Origin of the sequence: Georgenia sp. H159, from assembly GCF_035607575.1 — a bacterium.
Taxonomy (GTDB): Bacteria; Actinomycetota; Actinomycetes; order Actinomycetales; family Actinomycetaceae; genus Oceanitalea.
Genome location: NZ_JAYDZY010000009.1, coordinates 87709 through 108351, shown reverse-complemented (window position 1 = coordinate 108351; position 20643 = coordinate 87709). Strand labels below are relative to the sequence as shown.

The following is a 20643-nucleotide window of genomic DNA, read 5'->3' as shown; positions in this document are numbered from 1 at the left end:
CATGTCCGAGCAAACCGATGCCGGTGCCGACGCGCTCGACGCCGGGGAGCGGGAGCGGCTGGCCGCTGCCCTCGAGGCGCGCTTCGCCGCTCACCTCGAGGCCGCCGCGGCGGCCGTCCGGGACGCTGAGCGGCGCCTGACGGAGGCGCGCGACCGGCTCGCTCGGGCCGAGGAGGCGGCCGCCGTGCAGCCCTACCGGTCCAGCCGCCTCGTGTTCATGCGCGAGACCGTGACGGAGGACGTCGAGGCGCTCGAGCGCAAGACGACCGGCAAGAAGGTCCGGGCCGCCTACCGCTTCCTCCTCGACCGGGCGGTCGAGCTGGCCGCCGGGGAGGTGCAGGGCTTCCATGACGACCTTGCCGCCGCCGAGCACGAGCGGGTCCACGGGGTCGAGGCGTGCCGGGCGGCCGTGGACCGCGCCGATGCGGCACTGGAGGAGGCTCGGGCCATGGAGGAGCGGGTCCGCTCCGCCGAGCGGTCCGCCCGGCAGGGCCTTGCGGTGCTGGTGGACAAGCTCACGGCCTCCCCCGGGCAGTAGGAGCCGGCCGGCTGCTGAGGCCACGGGTCGTCGCGGGCAGACTCGGCCCACCTTCACCTCACGACGGCTCCGAGGACCGCCGCGGCGCGATGAGGCCGCCGATCTCGCGGCGCACCCACCACACACGTTCCCGCCGCAGCTCGTCCCAGGTGCTGTACCGGTAGCGGAAGACCCGGGCGCGCACCCACACCGGCCGCTCACCGTCGAACGGGTCGTCGCGCAGCAGCCGCAGCGTCGCGGGGTCGGCCTCGAGCAGCCGGTCGAGGAACGGCAGGAACCACGACAGCTGTGCCGAGGAGCCGAGGCCGAGGAACCACATCCCCCAGTCGAGACGCAGGTGGTAGGGCGCGTACTGCCGGGGCCGACGGTCGGGCGGGCCCGGCTTGCCGCGGAAGACGTACTCCTCCCAGTCGTCCTCACCGGGGTCCTCCGCGCGGCTCCCCTCGACGACGATCTCGTCCCGCCGCCGGGTGACCGAGCCGAAGGCGCCGTAGGCCCCGACGAGGTGGAAGGGGTTGAACGAGGCGTTCATCCGCTGCTGCCTGGAGACGAGGTTGCGGGCCGGCCACCAGCTGAGCACGAGCAGCACCGCGCCCACCGCGAGAACGACGACGACGAACCACAGCGGCGCCGGACCGTCCGGTGCTGCCGGGACGAGGCCCGGGACCAGCTCGCGGACGACGTCGTCGCCCACGGCTGAGAAGGCGAGCACGATGGTGATCCAGTTGAGCCAGGCGAAGTTGCCCGACAGCACCAGCCACAGCTGGGTGACGACGACGACGGCGGCCGCCCACGTCGCCACAGGTTGTGGCGCGAACAGCAGGACGGGCACGACGAGCTGCGTCACGTGGTTGGCCAGCACCTCCACGCGGTGCAGCGGGCGGGGCAGGTGGTGGAAGAACCAGCTGAGCGGGCCGGGCATCGGCTGGGTCTCGTGGTGGTAGTCCAGCGCGGTGAGGTCACGCCAGGCGGGATCGCCCCGCAGCTTGATGAGTCCCGCCCCGAACTCCACGCGGAACAGCAGCCAGCGGAAGGCGATGAGCGTGACGAGCGAGGTGCCCGTCTGGTCCGAGCCGAGGAAGGCGGCAAGGAAGCCGGCCTCGAGGAGCAGTGACTCCCACCCGAAGCCGTAGAACACCTGGCCGACGTTGACGACCGACAGGTAGAGCCCGTAGAGCACGAGGAGGACGAGCATCGGCACCCACGGCGGCCCTTGCTGCGGGAGGCCGACGACGACAGTGAGCGCGAGCACCACGCCTGCCCACGCCACCACACGGAGCAGGCGGTCGGAGTAGCGCCAGTGGAACAGGCTCGGCGCCGTGCGCGCCGGGACCCAGGCCGTGAAGCGGCGGACGGGGAGGAGCCCGCGATCACCGAGCAGCGCGGGGAACTGCTGCAGCGCCGCGACGAAGGCGACGACGTACAGCAGGGCGACACCCCGCTGCAGCACGAACCGCGCGACCTCGTAGCCGTCGGCGATGAACCAGTCCACCTGCCCGCCTCCTGCCGCCCATCGAACACCGGACGCCACGGCCGTGCATCCGCCGTGGTCGGGGACACCGGCGGGGGTGGGCATACTGTGAGCGACTGTCCACGGTCGACGGGAGGACGCGATGGTCACGAGGCACCCGGCCCCGACCCTCGACACGGTCGCCGAGCGCGCCGGCGTCTCCCGCGCCACGGCCAGCCGCGTCCTCACCGGCGACCCCCGCGTCAGCGACCGTGCCCGTGAGTCGGTACGGCAGGCCGCGGCCGAGCTCTCCTACGTCCCGCGACAGGCGGCACGGTCGCTGGCCACCCGCCGCAGCGACGCCCTGGCCTTCGTCGTCGCGGAGTCGGGGGAGCGGTTCTTCGCCGACCCGTTCTTCGCCAGCGTCCTGCGCGGAGCCCAGGCCGCAGCCGCCGAGCGGCGACGTCAGCTGCTCTTCGTCGTCGTGGCCACGGACGACGACCGCGCCCGGCTCGAGGAGTACGCCGCGGGCGGCCACGTCGACGGCGCGATGTTCCTCTCCGTCCACGGCGACGACCCGCTCCCCGGCCGTGTCGAGCGGCTCGGGGTCCCGGTGGTGCTCGCCGGCCGTCCACCGGGCCGGCGCACCTCGCTGCCCTACGTCACGCCCGACAACGTCACGGGGGGCCGGCTGGCGGCGCAGGCGCTGGTCGCCCGGGGCTGCCGCCACCCGGCGACGATCACCGGCCCCGCGGACATGACCGCCACGAGCGACCGGCTCATCGGCTTCCGTGCCGAGCTCGCCGAGCACGGCATCGACCTGCCGCCGACGCACGTCGCCGGGGGCGACTTCGCCATCGGCGGCGGCTACCGGGCGATGGAGGAGCTGCTGGGCACGGCCACGGACGTCGACGGCGTCTTCGCGGCGAACGACCTCATGGCCGTCGGCGCGATGAGGGCGTTGCGTGACCGCGCTGTGCGGGTGCCGGAGGACGTCGCCGTCGTCGGCTACGACGACGTCCCCATCGCGGCGGACGCCGACCCGCCACTGACGACGGTGCGCCAGCCGCTCGAGGCCATGGGACGGCAGATGGCCCGCATGCTCATCGACCTCGCCGACGGTGGCGAGGCCAGCTCGGTCACGCTCGCCGTCGAGCTCGTCACCCGCCGCTCCGCCTGATCACGCGCGCGGAGGCGGCGACGGCGTCGCCCTGACCGGTCGCCGCCCGGTCGAGACTCCTGCGAACGGTGACCCCGGGCGCGCGATGCCGTCCGCGGAGTCGTGTCAACGCCTTTTCCCCCTCCCGTCTTGACACGGGCGGCTCGGCACGCCACAGTGTGTGGAACGTCATGGGAGCGCTTCCAAAACGACCATGCCGATCCCGCGGGTCCAGAAGGTCCTGGACGTGCGGCCAGGGTCAGGACGATCTGACCCGTACCGAGACCAGCCGGCCCGCGGGCCGCGAGGAGGAACCATGCACACCACACGGAGCAGGTCCGTGGCCGTCGTCGCGGCCATGACGGCGGGCGCGCTGGCGCTGTCCGCCTGCGGGGACGGCGACAGCAGCGACACCCCCGCCGCCGCGGACACGGACGGAAAGACGACCCTCACGGTGGCCCTGTTCGGCACTTTCGGCTACGAGGAGTCGGGTCTGTTCGACCAGTACATGGAGGAGAACCCCGACATCCTCATCGAGTACGAGTCCACGCAGGGCGAGGACAAGTACTGGCCCGCGCTGCAGACCAAGCTCAACTCCGGCAGCGGCACCGCCGACATCCAGGGCATCGAGGTGGCCCGCATCTCCGAGGTCACCGCGAACCAGGCCGACCTGTGGACGGACCTGCGCGAGACCCCGGCCGGTGAGCAGGTCGCCAACTACGTCGAGTGGAAGGCCGAGGCCGCGACGACGGAGGACGGCCGCGTCCTCGGGCTGGGCACCGACATCGGCCCGATGGGGCTGTGCTACCGCTCCGACCTCTTCGAGGAGGCCGGCCTGCCGAGCGACCCCGCCGAGGTGGCGGAGCGGCTGGGCTCGTGGGAGGACTTCCTCGCCCTCGGTGAGGAGTTCAAGGCCGGTGCGCCCGAGGGGACCGCGTTCCACGACTCCGCCGGCGGCCTGTACAACGCCATCGTCTCCACCGAGGAGCAGATCTACCACGACGCGAGCGGCGAGCTCGTCCTCGACAGCAACCCCGCCGTGCGCAACGCCTTCGACCTCGCCGCCCAGGCGGGCCAGGACGGCCTGACCGCCAAGCTCGAGCAGTTCGTCGACCCCAGCTGGGACGGCGGCTTCGGCAGCGGCACCTTCGCCTCCATCGCGTGCCCGTCGTGGATGATCGGCTACATCAAGGGCAAGGCCGGCGACGCCGGCAGCGGACAGTGGAACATCACCACCCTGCCCGGTGGCCAGGGCGGCAACTGGGGCGGCGCCTACCTCGCCATCCCGGAGGCCAGCGAGAACAAGGAGGAGGCCGCCGAGCTCATCGCGTGGCTGACCGACGCCGAGCAGCAGGCCGCGGTCTTCGAGAACGTGGGCAACTTCCCCTCCAACACCGGTGCCATCGAGCTCGTCGGTGACACGACCGACGAGTACTTCAACGGCGCCCCCATCGGTGAGGTCTTCACGACGTCGGCGCAGAACGCCCCGACGCAGATCCTCGGGCCGAACGACGGGATCGCGAAGAACGCCATGGTCCAGGCGCTGCTGTCCGTCGAGGTCAACGGGGTCGCCCCGGACGAGGCCTGGGAGGCCGGCGTCTCCCAGGTGCTCAGCCAGGTCGGCTGAGCACCCGGTGGGGCGGGCCCGCCCGCCCGCCCCACCACCCGCCCCCGTTCCTGCCCTGACGAGAGGCCCCCATGACGTCCACCGTTCCCGTCCGGCCGGCAGCGAGCCCAGCGCCCGCAGAGCCGCCGCCGCGACGCAAGGCCGAGCCGCCTCGGCCCACGCTGCGCTCCCGCATCTTCCGGTGGGAGGCGGTGACGGCGCCGTACGTGTACGTCGCGCCGTTCTTCCTGCTCTTCGCCGCCTTCGGGCTCTTCCCCCTCATCTACACGGTGTGGGTCAGCCTCTACGACTTCCGGCTCAACTCCGAGATGACGTGGGTGGGCCTGGACAACTTCGTCTGGCTCTTCGGCAACGAGAAGTTCTACAACGCGCTGCTCAAGACCTTCACCATCGGTGTCCTGTCGACGGTGCCGCAGCTGGCCATCGCCCTGGGACTGGCGCACCTGCTCAACTACCGGATGCGGGCGCGTAACTTCTTCCGGATCGCGATGATCATGCCGTACGCGACGTCCGTCGCCGCGTCCACCCTCGTCTTCGCGCAGATCTTCGGGCGCGACGGCGGCTTCGCGAACTGGATCCTCTCCCTCATCGGGATGGACGCCATCGACTGGCGCAACGGCAACCTCAGCGCGCAGATCGCCATCGCCGTCATCGTCACGTGGCGGTGGACGGGCTACAACGCCCTCATCTACCTCGCCGGCATGCAGTCGATCTCCTACGACCTGTACGAGGCCGCCTCGCTCGACGGCGCCAGCCGCTGGCAGCAGTTCCGCCACATCACCCTGCCCGGCCTGCGGCCGACGATCCTGTTCACCGTCGTCGTGTCCACCATCGGTGCGACCCAGCTCTTCGGTGAACCGCTGCTCTTCGGCGGGGGGACACCCAACGGCGGTGCGGTCAACCAGTACCAGACGCTCGGGCTGTTCATGTACCAGCAGGGCTGGCAGTTCGGCAGCCTCGGCCGGGCGGCCGCCGTCGCCTGGGTGACCTTCGTGCTCATCGTGCTGCTCGTGGTGCTCAACGCCGCGTTCGTCCGGCTGCGGACCAGCCAGCGCCTCACCGAGGGAGACGACCGATGACGACGATCACCCGGCCCCCCGCGGTCCCCGGCACCCCGGTCGCCGCGCCGAGGCGCAGGCGAGGCGGTGCGGGCGGCAACTCCGCGGGCTGGCTCAGCTACGCCATCCTTGGCGTCACTGCCTTCCTGTTCATTGCGCCGTTCTACTACATGATCGTCGCGGCCAGCCGGCCGATGTCGGAGATGGTCCAGTCACCGCCGCCCCTGACGCCCGGACCGAACCTGTGGGCGAACATCCAGACGGCCCTCGACCAGCAGAACATCGCGCTGGCGATCACCAACTCGGTCATCGTCTCCGGGACGGTCACCGTCGCGACCCTGCTCTTCTGCACGCTCGCCGGGTTCGCCTTCGCCAAGCTGCGCTTCCGGGGCAAGAAGCTGCTGTTCACCGTGACGATCGGGACGATGATGATCCCGCCGACGCTCGGCGTCGTGCCGCTCTACATGGTGATGGCCGAGCTCGACCTCGCGGGGCGCCTGCCGTCGGTCATCCTGCCGACCCTCGTGACCGCCTTCGGGGTGTTCTTCATGCGGCAGTACCTCATGCAGTCGCTGCCCGACGAGCTCATCGAGGCCGCCCGCGTCGACGGCGCCACGTCCCTGCGGACATTCTGGAGCGTCGTCCTGCCCATCGCCCGTCCCGGCATGGCCGTCCTGGGCATGCTCACCTTCATGACGGCCTGGAACGACTTCTTCTGGCCGGTCATCACGCTCAACTCGTCCAACCCGACCGTCCAGGTCGCCCTCAACAACCTCGGCAGCGGCTACGTCCCCGACACGGCGATCATCATGGCCGGCACGCTCGTCGGCACGCTGCCGGTCGTCGTCGTCTTCATGCTGCTCGGGCGTCAGATCGTCAGCGGCATCATGGCCGGCGCCGTCAAGGGCTGACCCCGCAACCACCACCACCGAAGGGAGCAGGGCCACGCGCGCCCTGACCACACCATGAGCATCCAGACCACCATCTCGGCCACCACGCAGCCCTCCGCCGGGCTGCACCTCCCCGAGGGCTTCCTGTGGGGGGCGGCGACGGCGTCCTACCAGATCGAGGGGGCCGCTGCGGCCGACGGCCGCACGACCTCCATCTGGGACACCTTCAGCCACACCCCCGGAAAGGTGCAGGGCGGCGACACCGGTGACGTCGCCGACGACCACTACAACCGCTACCGCGAGGACGTCGCCCTCATGAAGGAGCTGGGGCTGCAGGCCTACCGCTTCTCGATCGCCTGGCCCCGCATCACCCCGCAGGTGACGGCGCACGGCCTGGGACCCGTCAACGAGGCGGGCCTCGACTTCTACTCGCGGCTGCTCGACGAGCTGCTCGAGGCCGGGATCTCACCGGCGGCGACGCTTTACCACTGGGACCTGCCGCAGGCCCTGGAGGACGCGGGCGGCTGGCCGGAGCGGGCGACGGCGGAGCGTTTCGCCGAGTACGCCGGGCTGGTCGCGGCCCGCCTCGGGGACCGCATCGGCACGTTCATCACCCTCAACGAGCCGTGGTGCTCGTCCTACCTGGGCTACGGCAGCGGCGTGCACGCCCCGGGCCGCACCGACCACGCCGCGGTGCTGGCCGCCGTCCACCACCTCAACCTCGGACACGGGCTGGCGGCCGCCGCGATCCGTGCCGAGCGCCCGGAGGCGACGATCGGCCTGACGCTCAACCTCGCGTGGGTGCGGCCGCAGACCGAGGCCCCCGCGGACGTGGCGGCCGCGGAGCGGGTCGACGGGCTGCAGAACCGCGTGTTCCTCGACCCGGTCCTGCGCGGCTCCTACCCGCAGGACATCGTCGAGGCGACCGCGTCGGTGAGCGACTGGTCCTTCGTCAAGGACGGCGACCTCGACCTCATCCACCAGCCCCTCGACGTGCTCGGCGTGAACTACTACAGCCCCACCGTCGTCCGCGCCTACGACGGCGTGGGGGAGCGGGAGGAGGCCGACGGCCACGGGGCCAGCTCGGCGAGCCCGTGGCCTGCGTGCGGGGACATCGAGTTTCCGCAGCAGCCCGGGCCGTACACCGACATGGGCTGGTCCATCGACGCGCGGGGCATGACCGAGCTGCTCGTCCGGATGCACCGCGAGCACCCCGGCCTCGAGCTCATGGTGACGGAGAACGGCGCGGCCTTCCCCGACGTCGTCGGCCCGGACGGGACCATCGACGACACGGACCGCATCGCCTACCTGCGCGACCACATCGAGGCGGTGAGCGACGCCGTGGCGGCCGGTGCCCCGGTGCGCGGCTACTACGTGTGGTCGCTGCTCGACAACTTCGAGTGGGGCTACGGCTACTCCAAGCGCTTCGGCGTCGTCCACGTCGACTACGACACGCAGCAGCGCACGCCCAAGGCCAGCGCCCGCTGGTACCGGGACCTCGTCCGCGCGCACGCGGGCTGAGTGCCGGGACCGGCCTGGCTCAGGCCAGGCCGGCCTCCCGCGCGCGGATCGCGGCCTGCACGCGGGACGTGCACCCGAGCTTCGCCAGCACCCGGGAGACGTGCGTCTTAGCGGTCGCCTCGCTGATCCCCAGGGCTCCGGCGAGGGCCGCGTTCGACAGGCCCTGCCCGAGCGCGGCGAGCACCTCCCGCTCCCGGTCGGTGAGCGCGGCGACGTCCGCCGGCACCTCCGGCTCGACCTGCTCCGGTGTGCGGGCGAAGGTGCTGAGGAGCCGCCGGGTCACCTCGGGGGCGAGCACGCCCTCGCCGGCCGCGACGCGCCGGACCGCGTCGAGCAGGGTCGCGGCGTCGGCGGTCTTGAGCAGGAACCCGGCCGCGCCGGCTCTCAGGGCGCCGAAGACGTACTCGTCGAGGTCGAAGGTGGTGAGGACGAGGACGTCGGCGAGCCTGTCGGTGACGACGGCGCGGGTCGCGGCGATCCCGTCGGTGCCGGGCATGCGGATGTCCATGAGCACGACGTCGGGTCGCAGTGCGCGGGCGTTCGCCACGGCGCTCGCGCCGTCGGCAGCCTCCCCGACGACCGTGACGTCGTCGGCGGACTCAAGAATGAGCCGTAGCCCGGAGCGGATGGCCGCGTGGTCGTCGGCGACGACGACTCGGACGCTCATGGCCTCTCCTTCACGGGGACGGCGGCACGGACGTACCAGCGGTCGGCTGTCCCGCCGGTGCTCAGCGACCCGCCGAGTGCTTCGGCGCGCTCCCTCATGGTGAGCAGGCCCACACCCGACGACGGCGGGACGGGAGCGCCGTCGACGGCCGCGAGTGCCACCCCGTTGGCGACCTCGACCCGCAGGACCGCGTCGGCGAGGGCGACCGTGACGTCGACGTGGGCTCCGTCGCCGTGCTTGAGGGCGTTGGTGAGCGACTCCTGGATGATCCGGAAGGCGGCCTGGTCGACCGCGGCGGGGAGCTCCGGCAGGTCGGCGGGGACGCTGAGCGCCACCTCCATGCCCTGCTCGCGGAGAACGGCGACGAGCGTACCGACCTCCTCAAGCCGCGCGGGTCTGGTCGGGGCCTCGTCGCCGGTGCGGAGGAGGTCGATCATCGACCGCATCTCCCGCAGCGCCGCCACGCTGGAGTGGCGGATGGCGGACAGGGCCTGCCGGTCACGGGCCGCAGCGTCGTCGACCGAGGCTGGACGTGGCGCGGACAGGGCCCCCTCGGAGTGGATGGCGATCGCGGAGAGATGGCTGGCGAGGGCGTCGTGAATGTCACCGGCCATCCGCGTGCGCTCGGCGTGGACGACCTCCTGCTCGCGCATCTCACCGAGCCGGGCGAGGTCGCGTGCGCGTGCGGAGGCGAGCCCGGCGAGCTCGGTCTGCTGACGCACCGAGCGGCCCCACCACAGCGGCGTGCCGAAGACCGCGAAGACGAGGAGCGCCGCGTTGGCGCTGTCCCGCACGTCGCCGGTTACGACGAAGGTCGCGGCCGCACTGCCGGCGACGCCGACGGCGACCGTGATGCCCAGGCGGCGGACGGCGGCCGCACTCGCCCGGAGCGCCGCGGAGTAGATGAGGTCGAGCACCGCGACCATCACGCCGGTGCTGCCGCCGAGGGCGATGTCGACGGCGAAGACCACCAGTCCGGCACCGAGGGTGAGCAGGGGCCACCGCGCCTTGCCGAGCATCACGACGCACGCGGCGGCCAGGGTGAGGACGAAGACCCACCGCTCGGTGTCCGGCCCGGCACGCCACAGGCCGACGAGACCGACGGTGAGGAGGAGCAGGCCGAGGACGAGGGTGCCTGCCGCATCGCTGACCACCCGGGCGCGCTCGGTGCCCCGGACCCGCTCGCGCCACAGCCCCAGCACCTCCTGCATGACCCAATCCCAGCACAGGCACCCGCCGATGGGGTCGCCCGAAGGATGTACGGGCGCCGCGTCGTCGTCGCCCGCTCGGCCGATGACGGTCCGGGCCCCTCGGGGTGAACCTCTCGCCATGACCACGGCCACCGCGGCGACCCTCGCCGTCCTCGCGCTCGTCGACTCGACGAGCTTCGGCACGCTCCTCATCCCGATCTGGTTCCTGCTCACACCCGGGCGGGTCCGCGTCGGCCGGATCCTCGTGTTCCTCGGGACCGTCGCAGGGTTCTACCTGCTCCTCGGCATCGCCCTCGTCGCCGGCGCGGACGCGCTCCTGGGGAACGTCGACGGGCTGCTCGACAACCCGCTCGTCGTGCGGCTCCAGCTGGTGCTCGGCGTCGCGATGCTCGTCGCGAGCTTCCTCATCGGCCGCATGCGCCAGGGCGAGCGGGCCGGGTCGGGCAGGCTGCTGCGCTGGCGTGCGCGGGCCATGGGGACGGAGGCACGGTCCGGCGTGGGAGGCCTCGCCACGCTGGCGCTCGCGGCCGCCGTCCTCGAGGTCGCGACGATGCTGCCCTACCTCGCCGCGACGGGAATCATCGGGTCCTCCGGCCTCGCACTGCCCGCCCGGGTGGGGATGCTGGCCGCCTACTGCGTCGTCATGGTGCTGCCCGCGCTCGTCCTGCTCGGTGGCCGGCTCGCCGTGCAACGGGCCGTGGAGCCGCTGCTCCAGCGCATCGCGGCGTGGATGGAGCGCAGCGGCGGGGAGACGACGGCGTGGATCGTCGGCATCGTCGGCTTCCTCGTCGCCCGCGACGCCGCCGGCCGCCTCCCCGCCCTCACCGCCTTCCTCGACGCCCTGTGACCTACCCGGGCCTCGCCGAAAGCCGGGTCGTGTGCACCGGGACCGCCGCCCGCCTCCCCGGTGCGAGGCGGGGTGTGTGCAGGGCTAGGGTCGAGACGTCGCACGGGGCCGCGTCGAGTGGTTAGCCTGTCCGGATGACCAACACCTCTCCGAGCACCATCGTTCCGCGCGCCGACGGCCGCGCCCCCGACGAGCTCCGCGAGGTCCGGTTCACCCGAAACTGGCTCGACAACGCCGAGGGCAGCGTCCTCGTCGAGTTCGGTGCCACCCGGGTGCTGTGTGTCGCGTCGTTCACCGAGGGGGTGCCGCGCTGGCGCAAGGGATCGGGCGAGGGCTGGGTGACCGCCGAGTACGCCATGCTTCCCCGCTCCACCAACACCCGCAGCGACCGCGAGTCCGTGAAGGGCCGCGTCGGTGGCCGCACGCACGAGATCTCCCGTCTCATCGGCCGCTCCCTGCGCGCCATCATCGACGTCGGCGCGCTGGGCGAGAACACCATCGTGCTCGACTGCGACGTCCTCCAGGCGGACGGCGGGACCCGCACCGCCGCGATCACCGGCGCCTACGTGGCGCTCGCGGACGCCGTCTCGTGGGGGCTGGCGAAGGGCGCCATCAGCAAGCGCAGCACCCCCGTGCTCACCGACTCGGTGGCGGCCGTGAGCGTGGGCATCGTCGGTGGTCAGCCCGTCCTCGACCTGCCCTACGTCGAGGACGTCGCCGCCGAGACGGACATGAACGTCGTCGTGACCGGGTCGGGCGGCTTCGTCGAGGTCCAGGGCACCGCGGAGCGCAAGCCCTTCGAGCGCCACGAGCTCGACGAGCTGCTCGACCTTGCCGTCGCCGGCACCGCGAAGCTCACCGAGCTCCAGCGCGCCGCGCTCGCCGCGCCGCCTGCCGGCCGGTGAGCACCGCCGCAGGGCCCAGGCTCGTCCTCGCCACCCACAACGCGCACAAGATCGGGGAGCTGCGGGCGATCCTCGCCCCGCTCCTGCCCGACCTCGATCCCGCGGCCGTGGTCGGCGCCGCCGACGTCGGCGCTCCGGAGCCCGTCGAGGACGGCGTCACGTTCGCCGAGAACGCGCTGATCAAGGCGCGCGCGCTCACTGCAGCCACGGGGCTGCCGGCGGTGGCAGACGACTCCGGCCTCGCCGTCGACGTCCTCGGCGGCGCACCTGGCATCTTCTCCGCCCGCTGGGCGGGAAAGCACGGCGACGATCGCGCCAACCTGGAGCTGCTGCTCGCCCAGCTCGCCGACGTCCGGGCCGAGCACCGCGGGGCGCGCTTCGTCTGCGCCGCCGCGCTCGTCACCCCCGACGGCGCGGAGGTCGTGGAGACGGGGACCATGCCCGGACGGCTGCTCACCGAACCGCGCGGGACCGGCGGCTTCGGCTACGACCCGATCCTCCAGCCCGACGGCGAGAACCGTTCCGCGGCCGAGCTCAGCGCCGAGGAGAAGAACGCGATCTCCCACCGCGGTGAGGCCTTCCGCGCCCTCGCTCCCCACGTCGTCCGGGTCCTCGGCCGGTAGCGGGAAGCGCAGGCCTGTACCGCTCATCCGGGCCCGGCTACGGTGGGCTGATGGTCAGGCAGTTCCAGGTCACGTTCGACTGTGCCGAGCCGGAGCGCGTCGCGTTGTTCTGGTGCGAGGTCCTCGGTTACGTCCTGCCCCCACCCCCGGACGGCTTCGCGTCGTGGAGCGAGTTCGACCGCTCCCTGCCGCCGGAGCACCAGGGGTCCGCGTTCGCGTGCGTCGACCCGACGGATGTCGGTCCCCGGCTCTTCTTTCAGCGCGTCCCCGAAGGAAAGGTCGCCAAGAACCGGGTGCACCTCGATGTGCGTGCCGGCAGCGGCCTCGTCGGCGCGGAGCGGCTCGCAGTGCTCCGGGAGGAGTCTGCCCGCCTCGTCGCCCTCGGCGCCCGGGAGGTGCGCGTCATGGAGGCCGACGGCGTCGACGAGTCCTGCATCGTCATGCAGGACGTCGAGGGCAACGAGTTCTGCCTCGACTGACCTGGGCAGCCCTTCAGCCGGCCGCGCCCCCGGATCGTCGGCTGACGAGCCACCAGACCAGCCGCCAGCCGAGGAACAGCGCGCCGAGCACGCCCAGTGCCACGAGCACGAAGGGCAGCGCCGTCCCACCGCCGAGGGCAGCGCGCAGCGCCATCCCGCCGGCCCACGTGACCAGCCAGGCGACGACGCCCCCCGGCCACGTCCGCAGCGAGCTCTCCCGGACGAGCACGGTGACGACGAGTCGTGTCACGAGGAACGGCAGCGCGACCTCGACGACGTCGGTGAGCGACCGGCCGCCCTCGTGTGCGCCGCGGCCGAGGTAGGCGAAGAGCACGACGGCGGCCATGTCGAGCAGCATCGCGAGCCCCCGCTCGCCCCAGCGGCCCCGTCCCGGTGCACCGGTGGCGCGGGCGACGTCCAGCCCCTGCGGCCCGGTGCCCGGCTGGATGCTCACGGCAGGCGGCCGACGTGGGCCAGGGCCTGCCGCAGGACCGTGCCGTGGCCGTCGACGAGCTCGGCCTGGACCTCGGGGAGGAGCGCCTCGCGCGGCGTGAACCAGCCGACCTCGAGGGTGTCCTGCTGGGGGTGGCAGTCCCCGTCGACGGGGATGACGTAGGCGAGGGAGACCGCGTGCTGCCGCGGGTCGTGGAAACCCGGTCCCGGCGTCGGGAAGTACTCACCGACGGTGAAGGGCTGGGGGGACATCGGCACGCGCGGCAGGCACAGCGAGCCGAGGTCCTTCTCCACGTGCCGGGCCAGCGCCTCACGCAGGGTCTCGTGGTACAGCACGCGGCCCGAGACGAGGGCCCGCTGGAGACTGCCGTCGGTGACGCGGAGCAGGAGTCCCACCTGCTGCACGTGGCCCGAGGCGTCGACCCGCACCGGGACGATGTCGACGTAGAGCATCGGCACCTGGCGGCGCACCTTCTCCAGGTCCTCCGGCGGCAGCCAGGGGGTGATGTCGTCCGAGGCCAGTCCGCTCATCGCGTTCTCTCCGTGTGTCGCTGGGGTTGCCCGCGCGGGCGTGGTGGTCGTGCGCGAGGCGGGACTCGAACCCGCACGTCCGAGGACACCAGGACCTAAACCTGGCGCGGCTGCCAATTACGCCACTCGCGCGCACCACCACCCTAAACGGTGTCAGTCGACGCCCAGGTCCTTGCGCAGGCGGGCCACGTGGCCGGTCGCCTTGACGTTGTACCTCGCCAGGGTCACGGTGCCGTCCGGGTCGACGACGACGGTCGAGCGGATGAGGCCGGTGTAGGTCTTGCCGTAGTTCGTCTTCTCGCCCCAGGCGCCCCACGCCTCGCTGACCTCGTGCTCCGGGTCGGATGCCAGGGGGAAGGTGAGGGACTCCGCCTCGGCGAACCGGGCCAGCTTGGCCGGCTCGTCGGGGGAGATCCCGACGACGGCGTAGCCGGTGGCCTGCAGCGCCGCGAGGCTGTCGCGGAAGTCGCAGGCCTCGGTCGTGCACCCGGGGGTGGAGGCGGCAGGGTAGAAGTAGACGATGACGCCCCTGTCGGCAGCGGCGCGCAGGTCGGCCAGGCTCACCGTGGAGCCGTCGGCCGTGGTCAGGGCGAAGTCCGGGGCGGTGTCGCCGGCGGTGAGCTGGGGCACGGTTCCTCCTCGATGTCGTCGAGGCACCAGCATCGCACCGAGCGGTCGGGGAACGCGAAAGGCCGCCCCCCGGAGGAGGCGGCCCGTCGACTGGTGCGCCATCTAGGACTTGAACCTAGAACCCACTGATTAAGAGTCAGTTGCTCTGCCAATTGAGCTAATGGCGCGTGCAGCAGTCCCCTACGTTACCACCGTCGGAGGGCGCGGAACATCTCCAGGCACCCGCTCGTGATGAGGATCACGGGGTGGGCGGGCTGTCGGGCGGGCCCGGGCCGTCGGGCGTGGCCGACGAGCGGCGCGGGTCCGCGTGAAGCCGTGCCGTACCGCCCGTTCGGATAGGTTGGGGGTGTGTCGAAGCCACGTGTGACTCTCGCGACCTGCCTGGACCATCCCGGCCTGGACTCCGGTGAGGAGGGCCTGCCGGACGCGCTGGCCGAGCGCGGGATCGACCCGCGCGTGGCCGCCTGGGACGACGAGTCGGTCGACTGGTCGGAGGCGGGAATCGTCGTGCTGCGCTCGGTGCACAACTACGCCGCCCGCCGCCAGGACTTCCTCGAGTGGGCCCGCGGGATCCGCAAGCTGCTCAACAGCGCCGACACCGTGGAGTGGAACACCGACAAGCACTACCTCCAGGAGCTCGGCCGGCGCGGCATGCCGACGATCGACACCGTGTGGCTCGAGCCGGAGCGCAAGCTCTCCAAGCACCAGGTCCACACCCGCTTCCCCTCCCTGGGCGACTTCGTGGTCAAGCCGGCGGTGTCCTCGGGCTCCCGGGACACCGGCCGGTACACCGCGCGGGACGCGACGTCCCGCATGCACGCCATCCAGCACGCCTTCCGGCTGCTGCAGGACGGACGCGCCGCCATGGTGCAGCGGTACGTCGAGTCCGTGGACGAGCGCGGGGAGACCGCGCTGGTCTACCTCAACGGCGTGCTGTCCCACACGGTGGAGAAGGAGCCGATGCTCCTCGGGTCGCAGGCGGCGGCCGACTCCGCGGGTGACGAGGTCGCCGTCGCCCGGGACGCCACCGAGGCGGAGCTGCGCCTCGGGGAGCAGGCGCGCGCCGCGATCCACGGCTACATCAAGTCCCGCATGGGGCGCGACGCCCAGCTGCTCTTCTGCCGTATCGACATGGTCGACGGCGACAACGGCGAGCCCCGCGTCATGGAGGTCTCACTCGTCGACGCCTCCCTCTACCTCGGTGCCGTCGACGGCGCCCTCGACGGCTTCGCCGACGCCATCGCCTCGCGCGCGTTCTGGTAGACCGCAACCGGCCCGCAACTCCCATCCACCCAGCGGACGGCCGACGGCGTCCGTCTCGCTGCCCGGACCGGGCACCTCGTGCGTCCGCGTCCCGTCCTAACGTCCCCGTCACCGTCCGGCACTCGCCGCCGTGACACGAGGGGGGACAAGGATGCGGACCACGTCCATGACACGAGCACTGCCGCTCCGGCTCGACACCACTCGCCGGTGTACCGGCGAGTGTCGGTGACCACGCTCGCCTGAGGGCTCGAGCGACCGACCCCGGCGGTGCGCCGGCCCGTTCGCACCATCGCTGACGCCCGCGTCCCGGGGACGCCTCGCGCCGCGCGCCCCCGTGCGCGCGGCGCCCTGATCTCACTGCAGCACCGTCGCAAAGGAACACCCCATGGTCCTCACCGGACTCGCCGTCGGTGGAGCTCTCGGCTTCGCCATGCAACGGGGGCGCTTCTGCGTCACCGGCGCCTTCCGTGACGTGTGGATCGGGCGCAACACGCGCTGGATCACCGCGTTCCTCATCGTCATCGCCGTCCAGAGCGTCGGCATCTTCGCCCTCGACGCCCTCGGTGTCATCGCGCTCGGGTCGGGCGAGCTCGCGCCCGTCGCCACGATCGTCGGCGCCTTCATCTTCGGCTTCGCGATCGTCCTCGCCGGCGGCTGCGCCACCGGGACCTTCTACCGCTCGAGCGAGGGACTCATCGGCTCCTGGTTCGCGCTCATCTTCTACGCCGGATCGGCCGCCGTCATGAAGTACGGCATCTTCGCCGACCTCACGTCCGCGGCCCGCTCGCAGACCATCGGCCTCACGACCATCCACGAGACGCTCGGCATCTCGCCGTGGTGGCTCGTCGCCGCGCTCGTCCTCGCCGTCGGCTACGCCGCGATCCGCCACCTGGCGGCCGAACCGACGCTCGCCACCCTGCCACCACGCCGCCGCGGCCTGGCCCACCTGCTCTTCGAGAAGCCCTGGCACGCCTTCGGTGCCGCCGTCGTCATCGGGGTCATCGCGATCGTCGCGTGGCCGCTGAGCACGGCAGCGGGCCGACCCTCCGGGCTGGGCATCACGACACCGTCGGCCAACACGGTGACCTTCCTCGTCACCGGGGACATCGAGCTCGTCGACTGGGGGGTCTTTCTCATCCTCGGGATCCTCGTCGGCGCGTTCATCGCCGCCAGGGGCTCGGGGGAGTTCCGCCTCCGCGTCCCCGACGCCACGACGATGGTCCGTTCGATCAGCGGCGGCGTCCTCATGGGCGTCGGTGCCGCGCTCGCCGGCGGCTGCACGATCGGCAACGCCATGGTCAACACGGCCCAGTTCTCCTACCAGGGCTGGCTGTCCTTCGGCTTCATGGTGCTCGGCACCGGCGCCGCCACCCACGTCTTCATCCTGCGCCACCGCCCCACGGGGCAGCGCACCCCGACCCCGTCCCTCGTGGACGCCTGACGAAAGGAACGCTCGTGCCCATCACCCTCCAGACCTCCGGACAGGTCTGCCCCTTCCCGCTCGTCGAGGCGAAGGACGCCATCGCCGGCCTGCCCGACGGCGACCACCTCACCATCACCTTCGACTGCACCCAGGCCACCGACGCGATCCCGCGGTGGGCCGCGCAGGAGGGCTACCCGGTGACCGACTACCGCCGCGTCGGTGACGCGGAGTGGTCGATCACCGTCCAGAAGAAGTAGCAGGGAGGAGGACGACGACGGCGCTCGCCGGGCGCCGTCGTCGTCCTCCCAGGGTGGGTGGCGACCTGGTCTACTGGACGCATGGGCGTCGAGGTCTCACACCTGGCTCGCGACCCGCTGCCGCTGCGGGGGCGGGCAGTTGTCGTCACCGGCGTGAGCCGGCGCGCGGGCATCGGGTACGCCACGGCGAGCCGGCTGGCCGCCTACGGAGCCAGCGTGCTCTGTCACCACTTCGCGCCCCACGACCGCGAGCAGCCGTGGGGAGGCGACGACGTCGACGCCGTGATCGGCGGGGTCCGGGACCACCTCGTCGGGGACGCCCGGGTCGCCGATGTCCACGCGGACCTCGCGGAGCCCGCCGCGCCCGAGTGGGTGATCGAGCGCGCGCACGCGGAGTTCGGGCGGCTCGACGGGCTCGTGTGCAACCAGGCGCTGTCGGGCTCCGACGGGGCCCTCGGCCAGCTCAGTGCCGTCGAGCTGGACCGGCACTGGGCCGTCGACGCGCGCGCCTCGATCCTGCTCGCGCAGGCCTTCGCCACCCGTCACCCGGCCGGGACGCCGGGGTCGATCGTCTTCCTCACCTCGGGCCAGGCGCTCGGTCCGATGCCCGGGGAGGTCGCGTACGCGGCTGCGAAGGCCGCCCTGGCCGGGGTCACGACGACGGTCGCCGACCAGCTGGCCGACCTCGGCATCCGGGTCAACACCGTCAACCCCGGGCCGGTCGACACCGGCTACCTCACCGAGGACGCCTGGCGGGCGGTCGCTGCCAAGTTCCCGTTCGGCCGCTTCGGCGCACCCGACGACCCCGCGCGCCTCATCGCCTGGCTCCTCACCGAGGAGGGCGCCTGGGTGACCGGCCAGGTGATCAGCTCCGAGGGCGGGTTCGGGCGGTGGCGGCACCCGGAGGCATGACGCCGGGTCGTCGCCGGCATGACGGAACCCCGGTGGGGCGCGGGTGTCCGCGGCCCACCGGGCTCCGTGCTGGGGGGTGTCGGGCGGTGGCCGCGACATCCCGTCCCGGGCCTGCCCGGCCTCGTGGCAATAATCCCTCGTCCGGTGCCGAGGGCTCCGGCAGGATGCGGTCGTCCGTCCACCTACCGAGGGAGGAGCCCGTGCGCCGCCTGACCTACTACATCGCCGTGTCCGTCGACGGGCGGATCGCCGGACCTGCCGACGAGGTCGAGTTCTACCCTCAACCCGAGGAGTACACCGCCTGGATGATGGAGGAGTACCCGGACACGCTTCCCACCCACGTCCGCAAGCACCTCGGGCTGGAGGGGCGGCCCAACCGGCACTTCGACACGGTCGTCATGGGTCGCCGCACCTACGAGCCGGCCCTCGCGGTGGGCGTGACGAGCCCGTACGCGCACCTTCGTCAGTACGTCGTCTCGACGAGCCAGGACGAGCTGGACCCCGCCGTCACCGTCGTCCGCGAGGACCCCCTCGCCCTCGTGCGCCGCCTCAAGGCGGAGGAGGGGCCGCTGGACATCTACCTCGCGGGCGGTGCGGCCCTCGCGGGCGCGGTGCTGGCGGAGATCGACCGGTTCGTCGTGAAGCTCTACCCGGTCGTCGCCGGTGCCGGGCACCCGATGTTCACCGCTGCCGGCTTCGCGCCGGCGGAGCTCGAGCTCGCCGACCTGCGCACCTTCGCCAGCGGGAACGTCGTCCTCACCTACGACCGGCGCGGCTGACCACGGTCACGCCCGTGGCGCTCCGTCCCAGACGACGACGCCGTCACTCACCCGGGCGCCCTCGGACGGCTCGTGGAGCCGGACCTCGCCGTCGTGCATGAGGTGGTGGACCGGCAGGTCGAGCCCGAGCGTCGCGACGTCGGCGACGAGGCGCCGGTGGCAGCGCCACCACACCGCCTCGGAGCACATGACGGCGACGCGGGCGTCCCCGCGCGCCTCGTCGGCGACCTCGGCGAGTGCTCGTCCGAAGTCCTCGGTGCGGGTGTATCCGGCGTAGGCGCGGAAGGCGTCGACCTGCCACCACGTGTCCGGCGAGGCGGCGTCCTCGGCCTTGCGCAGGTGACGGCGCCCACCCAGGCGCGGTTCCCAGCGGTAGGCGACACCCGCCTCGGGCAGCCACTGGGCCAGGGTGTCGCGGGCGACGTCCGGGTTGCGGCGGCTCCCGGGGAACCGGCGGATGTCGACGACGAGTGCGACGCGTCGGCCGGTGAGGAGGGATGCGAGGCCGGTGCGGTCGAGCGCGCCGTGGCCGACGGTGAGCAGAGGCATCACCCCATTGTCGGTCGGGCGGAGGCGGAGTGCACGGCTCAGTCGCGGCCGAGGTCCTCGAGCAGCTCCACGGCGGCCCGGGCGTACTCGCCGATCCACCGGTCGTGGATGCGTTTGATGGGCAGGGGAGCGAGAGACAGGTGGCGCTCGCGGCCGACCTTCCGTCCGGTCACGAGCTCGGCGCGCTCGAGGACGCGGAGGTGCTGGAGCACCGTCGTGCGGTCGAGCTCGGAGAAGTGGCCAGCCACATCGCCCGTCGTGCGGGAACCCGCCTTGAGGAGGTCGAGGATGCGGCGACGGGTGGGCGAGGCGAGTGCCTTGAACACGCGATCGTCGTCGGACCCGTTGACGCCCTCGGTTGACATGTTGTAAAAATATCACATGAACACCACCGACCTGACCGAGCTCTCCTTCACCGTCTCGGGGCGCGTCTCGCGCCCGGTCGCCGAGGTCTACGAGGCCGTCGCCGACCCGGCTCAGCTGTCCAGGTACTTCACGACCGGAGGTGCCCGCGGGCGCCTCGAGCCCGGCGCCGAGGTCATCTGGGACTTCCACGACTTCCCCGGCGCCTTCCCCGTGCGGGTCGTCGAGGCCGAGGCGCCGCGGCGCATCGTCATCGAGTGGGACGGGGAGGCCACGACGGACGACCGTGGCGTCACCCGGACCACCTTCGAGTTCGAGCCGGTCGACGACGACGCCCGGACGCTGGTCACCATCACCGAGTCCTCGTGGCGGGCGACCCAGGATGGGGCACGTCACGCCTTCGGCAACTGCGAGGGCTGGACCAGCATGCTCAACGCCCTCAAGGCATGGGTCGAGCACGGCATCAACCTGCGTGAGGGCTTCTACCGGTAGGAGGCCGTCCGCACAC

The 20643-nt window shown here is 72.4% G+C and carries 24 protein-coding genes and 2 tRNA genes; 16 read left to right on the top strand and 10 right to left on the bottom strand.

The window, feature by feature from the left end; all coding sequences use genetic code 11:
• The first annotated feature begins 1 nt into the window (after position 1).
• Positions 2-538, top strand: a complete 537-nt coding sequence (locus VR894_RS14140; RefSeq protein WP_324652536.1) for a hypothetical protein — start codon at positions 2-4, stop codon at positions 536-538.
• Between the two features lie 58 nt (positions 539-596).
• Here VR894_RS14140 and VR894_RS14135 read toward each other — a convergent pair whose 3' ends face one another.
• Positions 597-2030, bottom strand: a complete 1434-nt coding sequence (locus VR894_RS14135; RefSeq protein WP_324652534.1) for a lipase maturation factor family protein — start codon at positions 2028-2030, stop codon at positions 597-599.
• Between the two features lie 121 nt (positions 2031-2151).
• Here VR894_RS14135 and VR894_RS14130 point away from each other — a divergent pair, with 121 nt between their 5' ends.
• The 5 genes from VR894_RS14130 to VR894_RS14110 all read left to right on the top strand — a co-directional run bounded on the left by VR894_RS14130 (position 2152) and on the right by VR894_RS14110 (position 8243).
• Positions 2152-3168, top strand: a complete 1017-nt coding sequence (locus tag VR894_RS14130; RefSeq protein WP_324652532.1) for a LacI family DNA-binding transcriptional regulator — start codon at positions 2152-2154, stop codon at positions 3166-3168.
• A 295-nt stretch (positions 3169-3463) separates the two neighbouring features.
• Positions 3464-4774, top strand: coding sequence for an ABC transporter substrate-binding protein (locus VR894_RS14125; protein ID WP_324652530.1), 1311 nt, complete (start codon positions 3464-3466; stop codon positions 4772-4774).
• 71 nt (positions 4775-4845) lie between these two features.
• On the top strand, positions 4846-5853 hold the full coding sequence (locus VR894_RS14120; RefSeq protein WP_324652529.1) for a sugar ABC transporter permease: 1008 nt from the start codon (positions 4846-4848) through the stop codon (positions 5851-5853).
• Complete coding sequence (locus tag VR894_RS14115) at positions 5850-6743, top strand: carbohydrate ABC transporter permease (protein WP_324652527.1); 894 nt, start codon at positions 5850-5852, stop codon at positions 6741-6743. The genes VR894_RS14120 and VR894_RS14115 overlap by 4 nt, the downstream gene beginning before the upstream one ends.
• Positions 6744-6797: 54 nt before the next feature.
• Positions 6798-8243 (top strand): GH1 family beta-glucosidase, encoded by a 1446-nt coding sequence (locus VR894_RS14110; RefSeq protein WP_324652525.1) that lies wholly within the window; start codon positions 6798-6800, stop codon positions 8241-8243.
• A 19-nt stretch (positions 8244-8262) separates the two neighbouring features.
• Here the strand turns inward: VR894_RS14110 and VR894_RS14105 are convergent, their stop codons facing one another.
• Entirely contained in the window at positions 8263-8910 is a 648-nt protein-coding gene (locus VR894_RS14105; protein ID WP_324652523.1) for a response regulator transcription factor, read from the bottom strand.
• The gene (locus tag VR894_RS14100; protein WP_324652521.1) at positions 8907-10121 is read right to left on the bottom strand and encodes a sensor histidine kinase; all 1215 of its coding nucleotides are present in this window, start codon (positions 10119-10121) and stop codon (positions 8907-8909) included. Before VR894_RS14100 ends, VR894_RS14105 begins: the two co-directional genes overlap by 4 nt.
• A 118-nt stretch (positions 10122-10239) precedes the next feature.
• Between VR894_RS14100 and VR894_RS14095 the strand changes: the two genes are divergently transcribed.
• The 4 genes from VR894_RS14095 (at position 10240) to VR894_RS14080 (ending at position 12975) form a co-directional block, all read left to right on the top strand.
• Entirely contained in the window at positions 10240-10968 is a 729-nt protein-coding gene (locus VR894_RS14095) for a GAP family protein (RefSeq protein ID WP_324652520.1), read from the top strand.
• A 134-nt stretch (positions 10969-11102) separates the two neighbouring features.
• Positions 11103-11873 (top strand): ribonuclease PH, encoded by a 771-nt coding sequence (gene rph / locus VR894_RS14090; protein ID WP_324652519.1) that lies wholly within the window; start codon positions 11103-11105, stop codon positions 11871-11873.
• On the top strand, positions 11870-12496 hold the full coding sequence (gene rdgB / locus VR894_RS14085) for an RdgB/HAM1 family non-canonical purine NTP pyrophosphatase (protein WP_324652517.1): 627 nt from the start codon (positions 11870-11872) through the stop codon (positions 12494-12496). The genes rph and rdgB overlap by 4 nt, the downstream gene beginning before the upstream one ends.
• 50 nt (positions 12497-12546) lie before the next feature.
• Positions 12547-12975, top strand: coding sequence for a VOC family protein (locus tag VR894_RS14080; protein WP_324652515.1), 429 nt, complete (start codon positions 12547-12549; stop codon positions 12973-12975).
• A 13-nt stretch (positions 12976-12988) separates the two neighbouring features.
• Here the strand turns inward: VR894_RS14080 and VR894_RS14075 are convergent, their stop codons facing one another.
• From VR894_RS14075 to VR894_RS14055, 5 genes are all read right to left on the bottom strand, one after another.
• A complete protein-coding gene (locus VR894_RS14075; RefSeq protein ID WP_324652514.1) occupies positions 12989-13429 on the bottom strand; it encodes a DUF3054 domain-containing protein in 441 nt (146 codons plus the stop codon).
• Complete coding sequence (locus VR894_RS14070) at positions 13426-13959, bottom strand: NUDIX hydrolase family protein (RefSeq protein ID WP_324652513.1); 534 nt, start codon at positions 13957-13959, stop codon at positions 13426-13428. The genes VR894_RS14075 and VR894_RS14070 overlap by 4 nt, the downstream gene beginning before the upstream one ends.
• A 50-nt stretch (positions 13960-14009) precedes the next feature.
• Positions 14010-14091 (bottom strand) — tRNA-Leu (locus tag VR894_RS14065).
• Positions 14092-14112: 21 nt separating this feature from the next.
• A complete protein-coding gene (gene bcp / locus VR894_RS14060) occupies positions 14113-14589 on the bottom strand; it encodes a thioredoxin-dependent thiol peroxidase (RefSeq protein WP_324652511.1) in 477 nt (158 codons plus the stop codon).
• A 91-nt stretch (positions 14590-14680) separates the two neighbouring features.
• Positions 14681-14756: transfer RNA gene (locus VR894_RS14055), tRNA-Lys, on the bottom strand.
• A 181-nt stretch (positions 14757-14937) separates the two neighbouring features.
• Between VR894_RS14055 and VR894_RS14050 the strand changes: the two genes are divergently transcribed.
• The 5 genes from VR894_RS14050 to VR894_RS14030 all read left to right on the top strand — a co-directional run bounded on the left by VR894_RS14050 (position 14938) and on the right by VR894_RS14030 (position 19223).
• Positions 14938-15852, top strand: coding sequence for a hypothetical protein (locus VR894_RS14050; protein WP_324652509.1), 915 nt, complete (start codon positions 14938-14940; stop codon positions 15850-15852).
• A 385-nt stretch (positions 15853-16237) separates the two neighbouring features.
• Positions 16238-17293 (top strand): YeeE/YedE family protein, encoded by a 1056-nt coding sequence (locus VR894_RS14045; protein WP_324652507.1) that lies wholly within the window; start codon positions 16238-16240, stop codon positions 17291-17293.
• 14 nt (positions 17294-17307) lie between these two features.
• Positions 17308-17532 carry a sulfurtransferase TusA family protein gene (locus tag VR894_RS14040; RefSeq protein WP_324652506.1) on the top strand — a complete coding sequence of 75 codons (225 nt, stop codon included), beginning with the start codon at positions 17308-17310 and terminating at the stop codon, positions 17530-17532.
• A gap of 81 nt (positions 17533-17613) precedes the next feature.
• Positions 17614-18444: an SDR family oxidoreductase gene (locus VR894_RS14035; RefSeq protein ID WP_324652505.1), complete on the top strand. Its 831-nt coding sequence runs from the start codon at positions 17614-17616 to the stop codon at positions 18442-18444.
• A gap of 200 nt (positions 18445-18644) precedes the next feature.
• Positions 18645-19223, top strand: a complete 579-nt coding sequence (locus VR894_RS14030) for a dihydrofolate reductase family protein (protein WP_324652504.1) — start codon at positions 18645-18647, stop codon at positions 19221-19223.
• Between the two features lie 6 nt (positions 19224-19229).
• Here VR894_RS14030 and VR894_RS14025 read toward each other — a convergent pair whose 3' ends face one another.
• Positions 19230-19772 carry a DUF488 domain-containing protein gene (locus VR894_RS14025; protein ID WP_324652503.1) on the bottom strand — a complete coding sequence of 181 codons (543 nt, stop codon included), beginning with the start codon at positions 19770-19772 and terminating at the stop codon, positions 19230-19232.
• Positions 19773-19810: 38 nt separating this feature from the next.
• A complete protein-coding gene (locus VR894_RS14020) occupies positions 19811-20137 on the bottom strand; it encodes a metalloregulator ArsR/SmtB family transcription factor (RefSeq protein ID WP_324652502.1) in 327 nt (108 codons plus the stop codon).
• Positions 20138-20153: 16 nt separating this feature from the next.
• Here VR894_RS14020 and VR894_RS14015 point away from each other — a divergent pair, with 16 nt between their 5' ends.
• Positions 20154-20627, top strand: coding sequence for an SRPBCC family protein (locus VR894_RS14015; RefSeq protein WP_324652501.1), 474 nt, complete (start codon positions 20154-20156; stop codon positions 20625-20627).
• Positions 20628-20643: the final 16 nt, after the last annotated feature.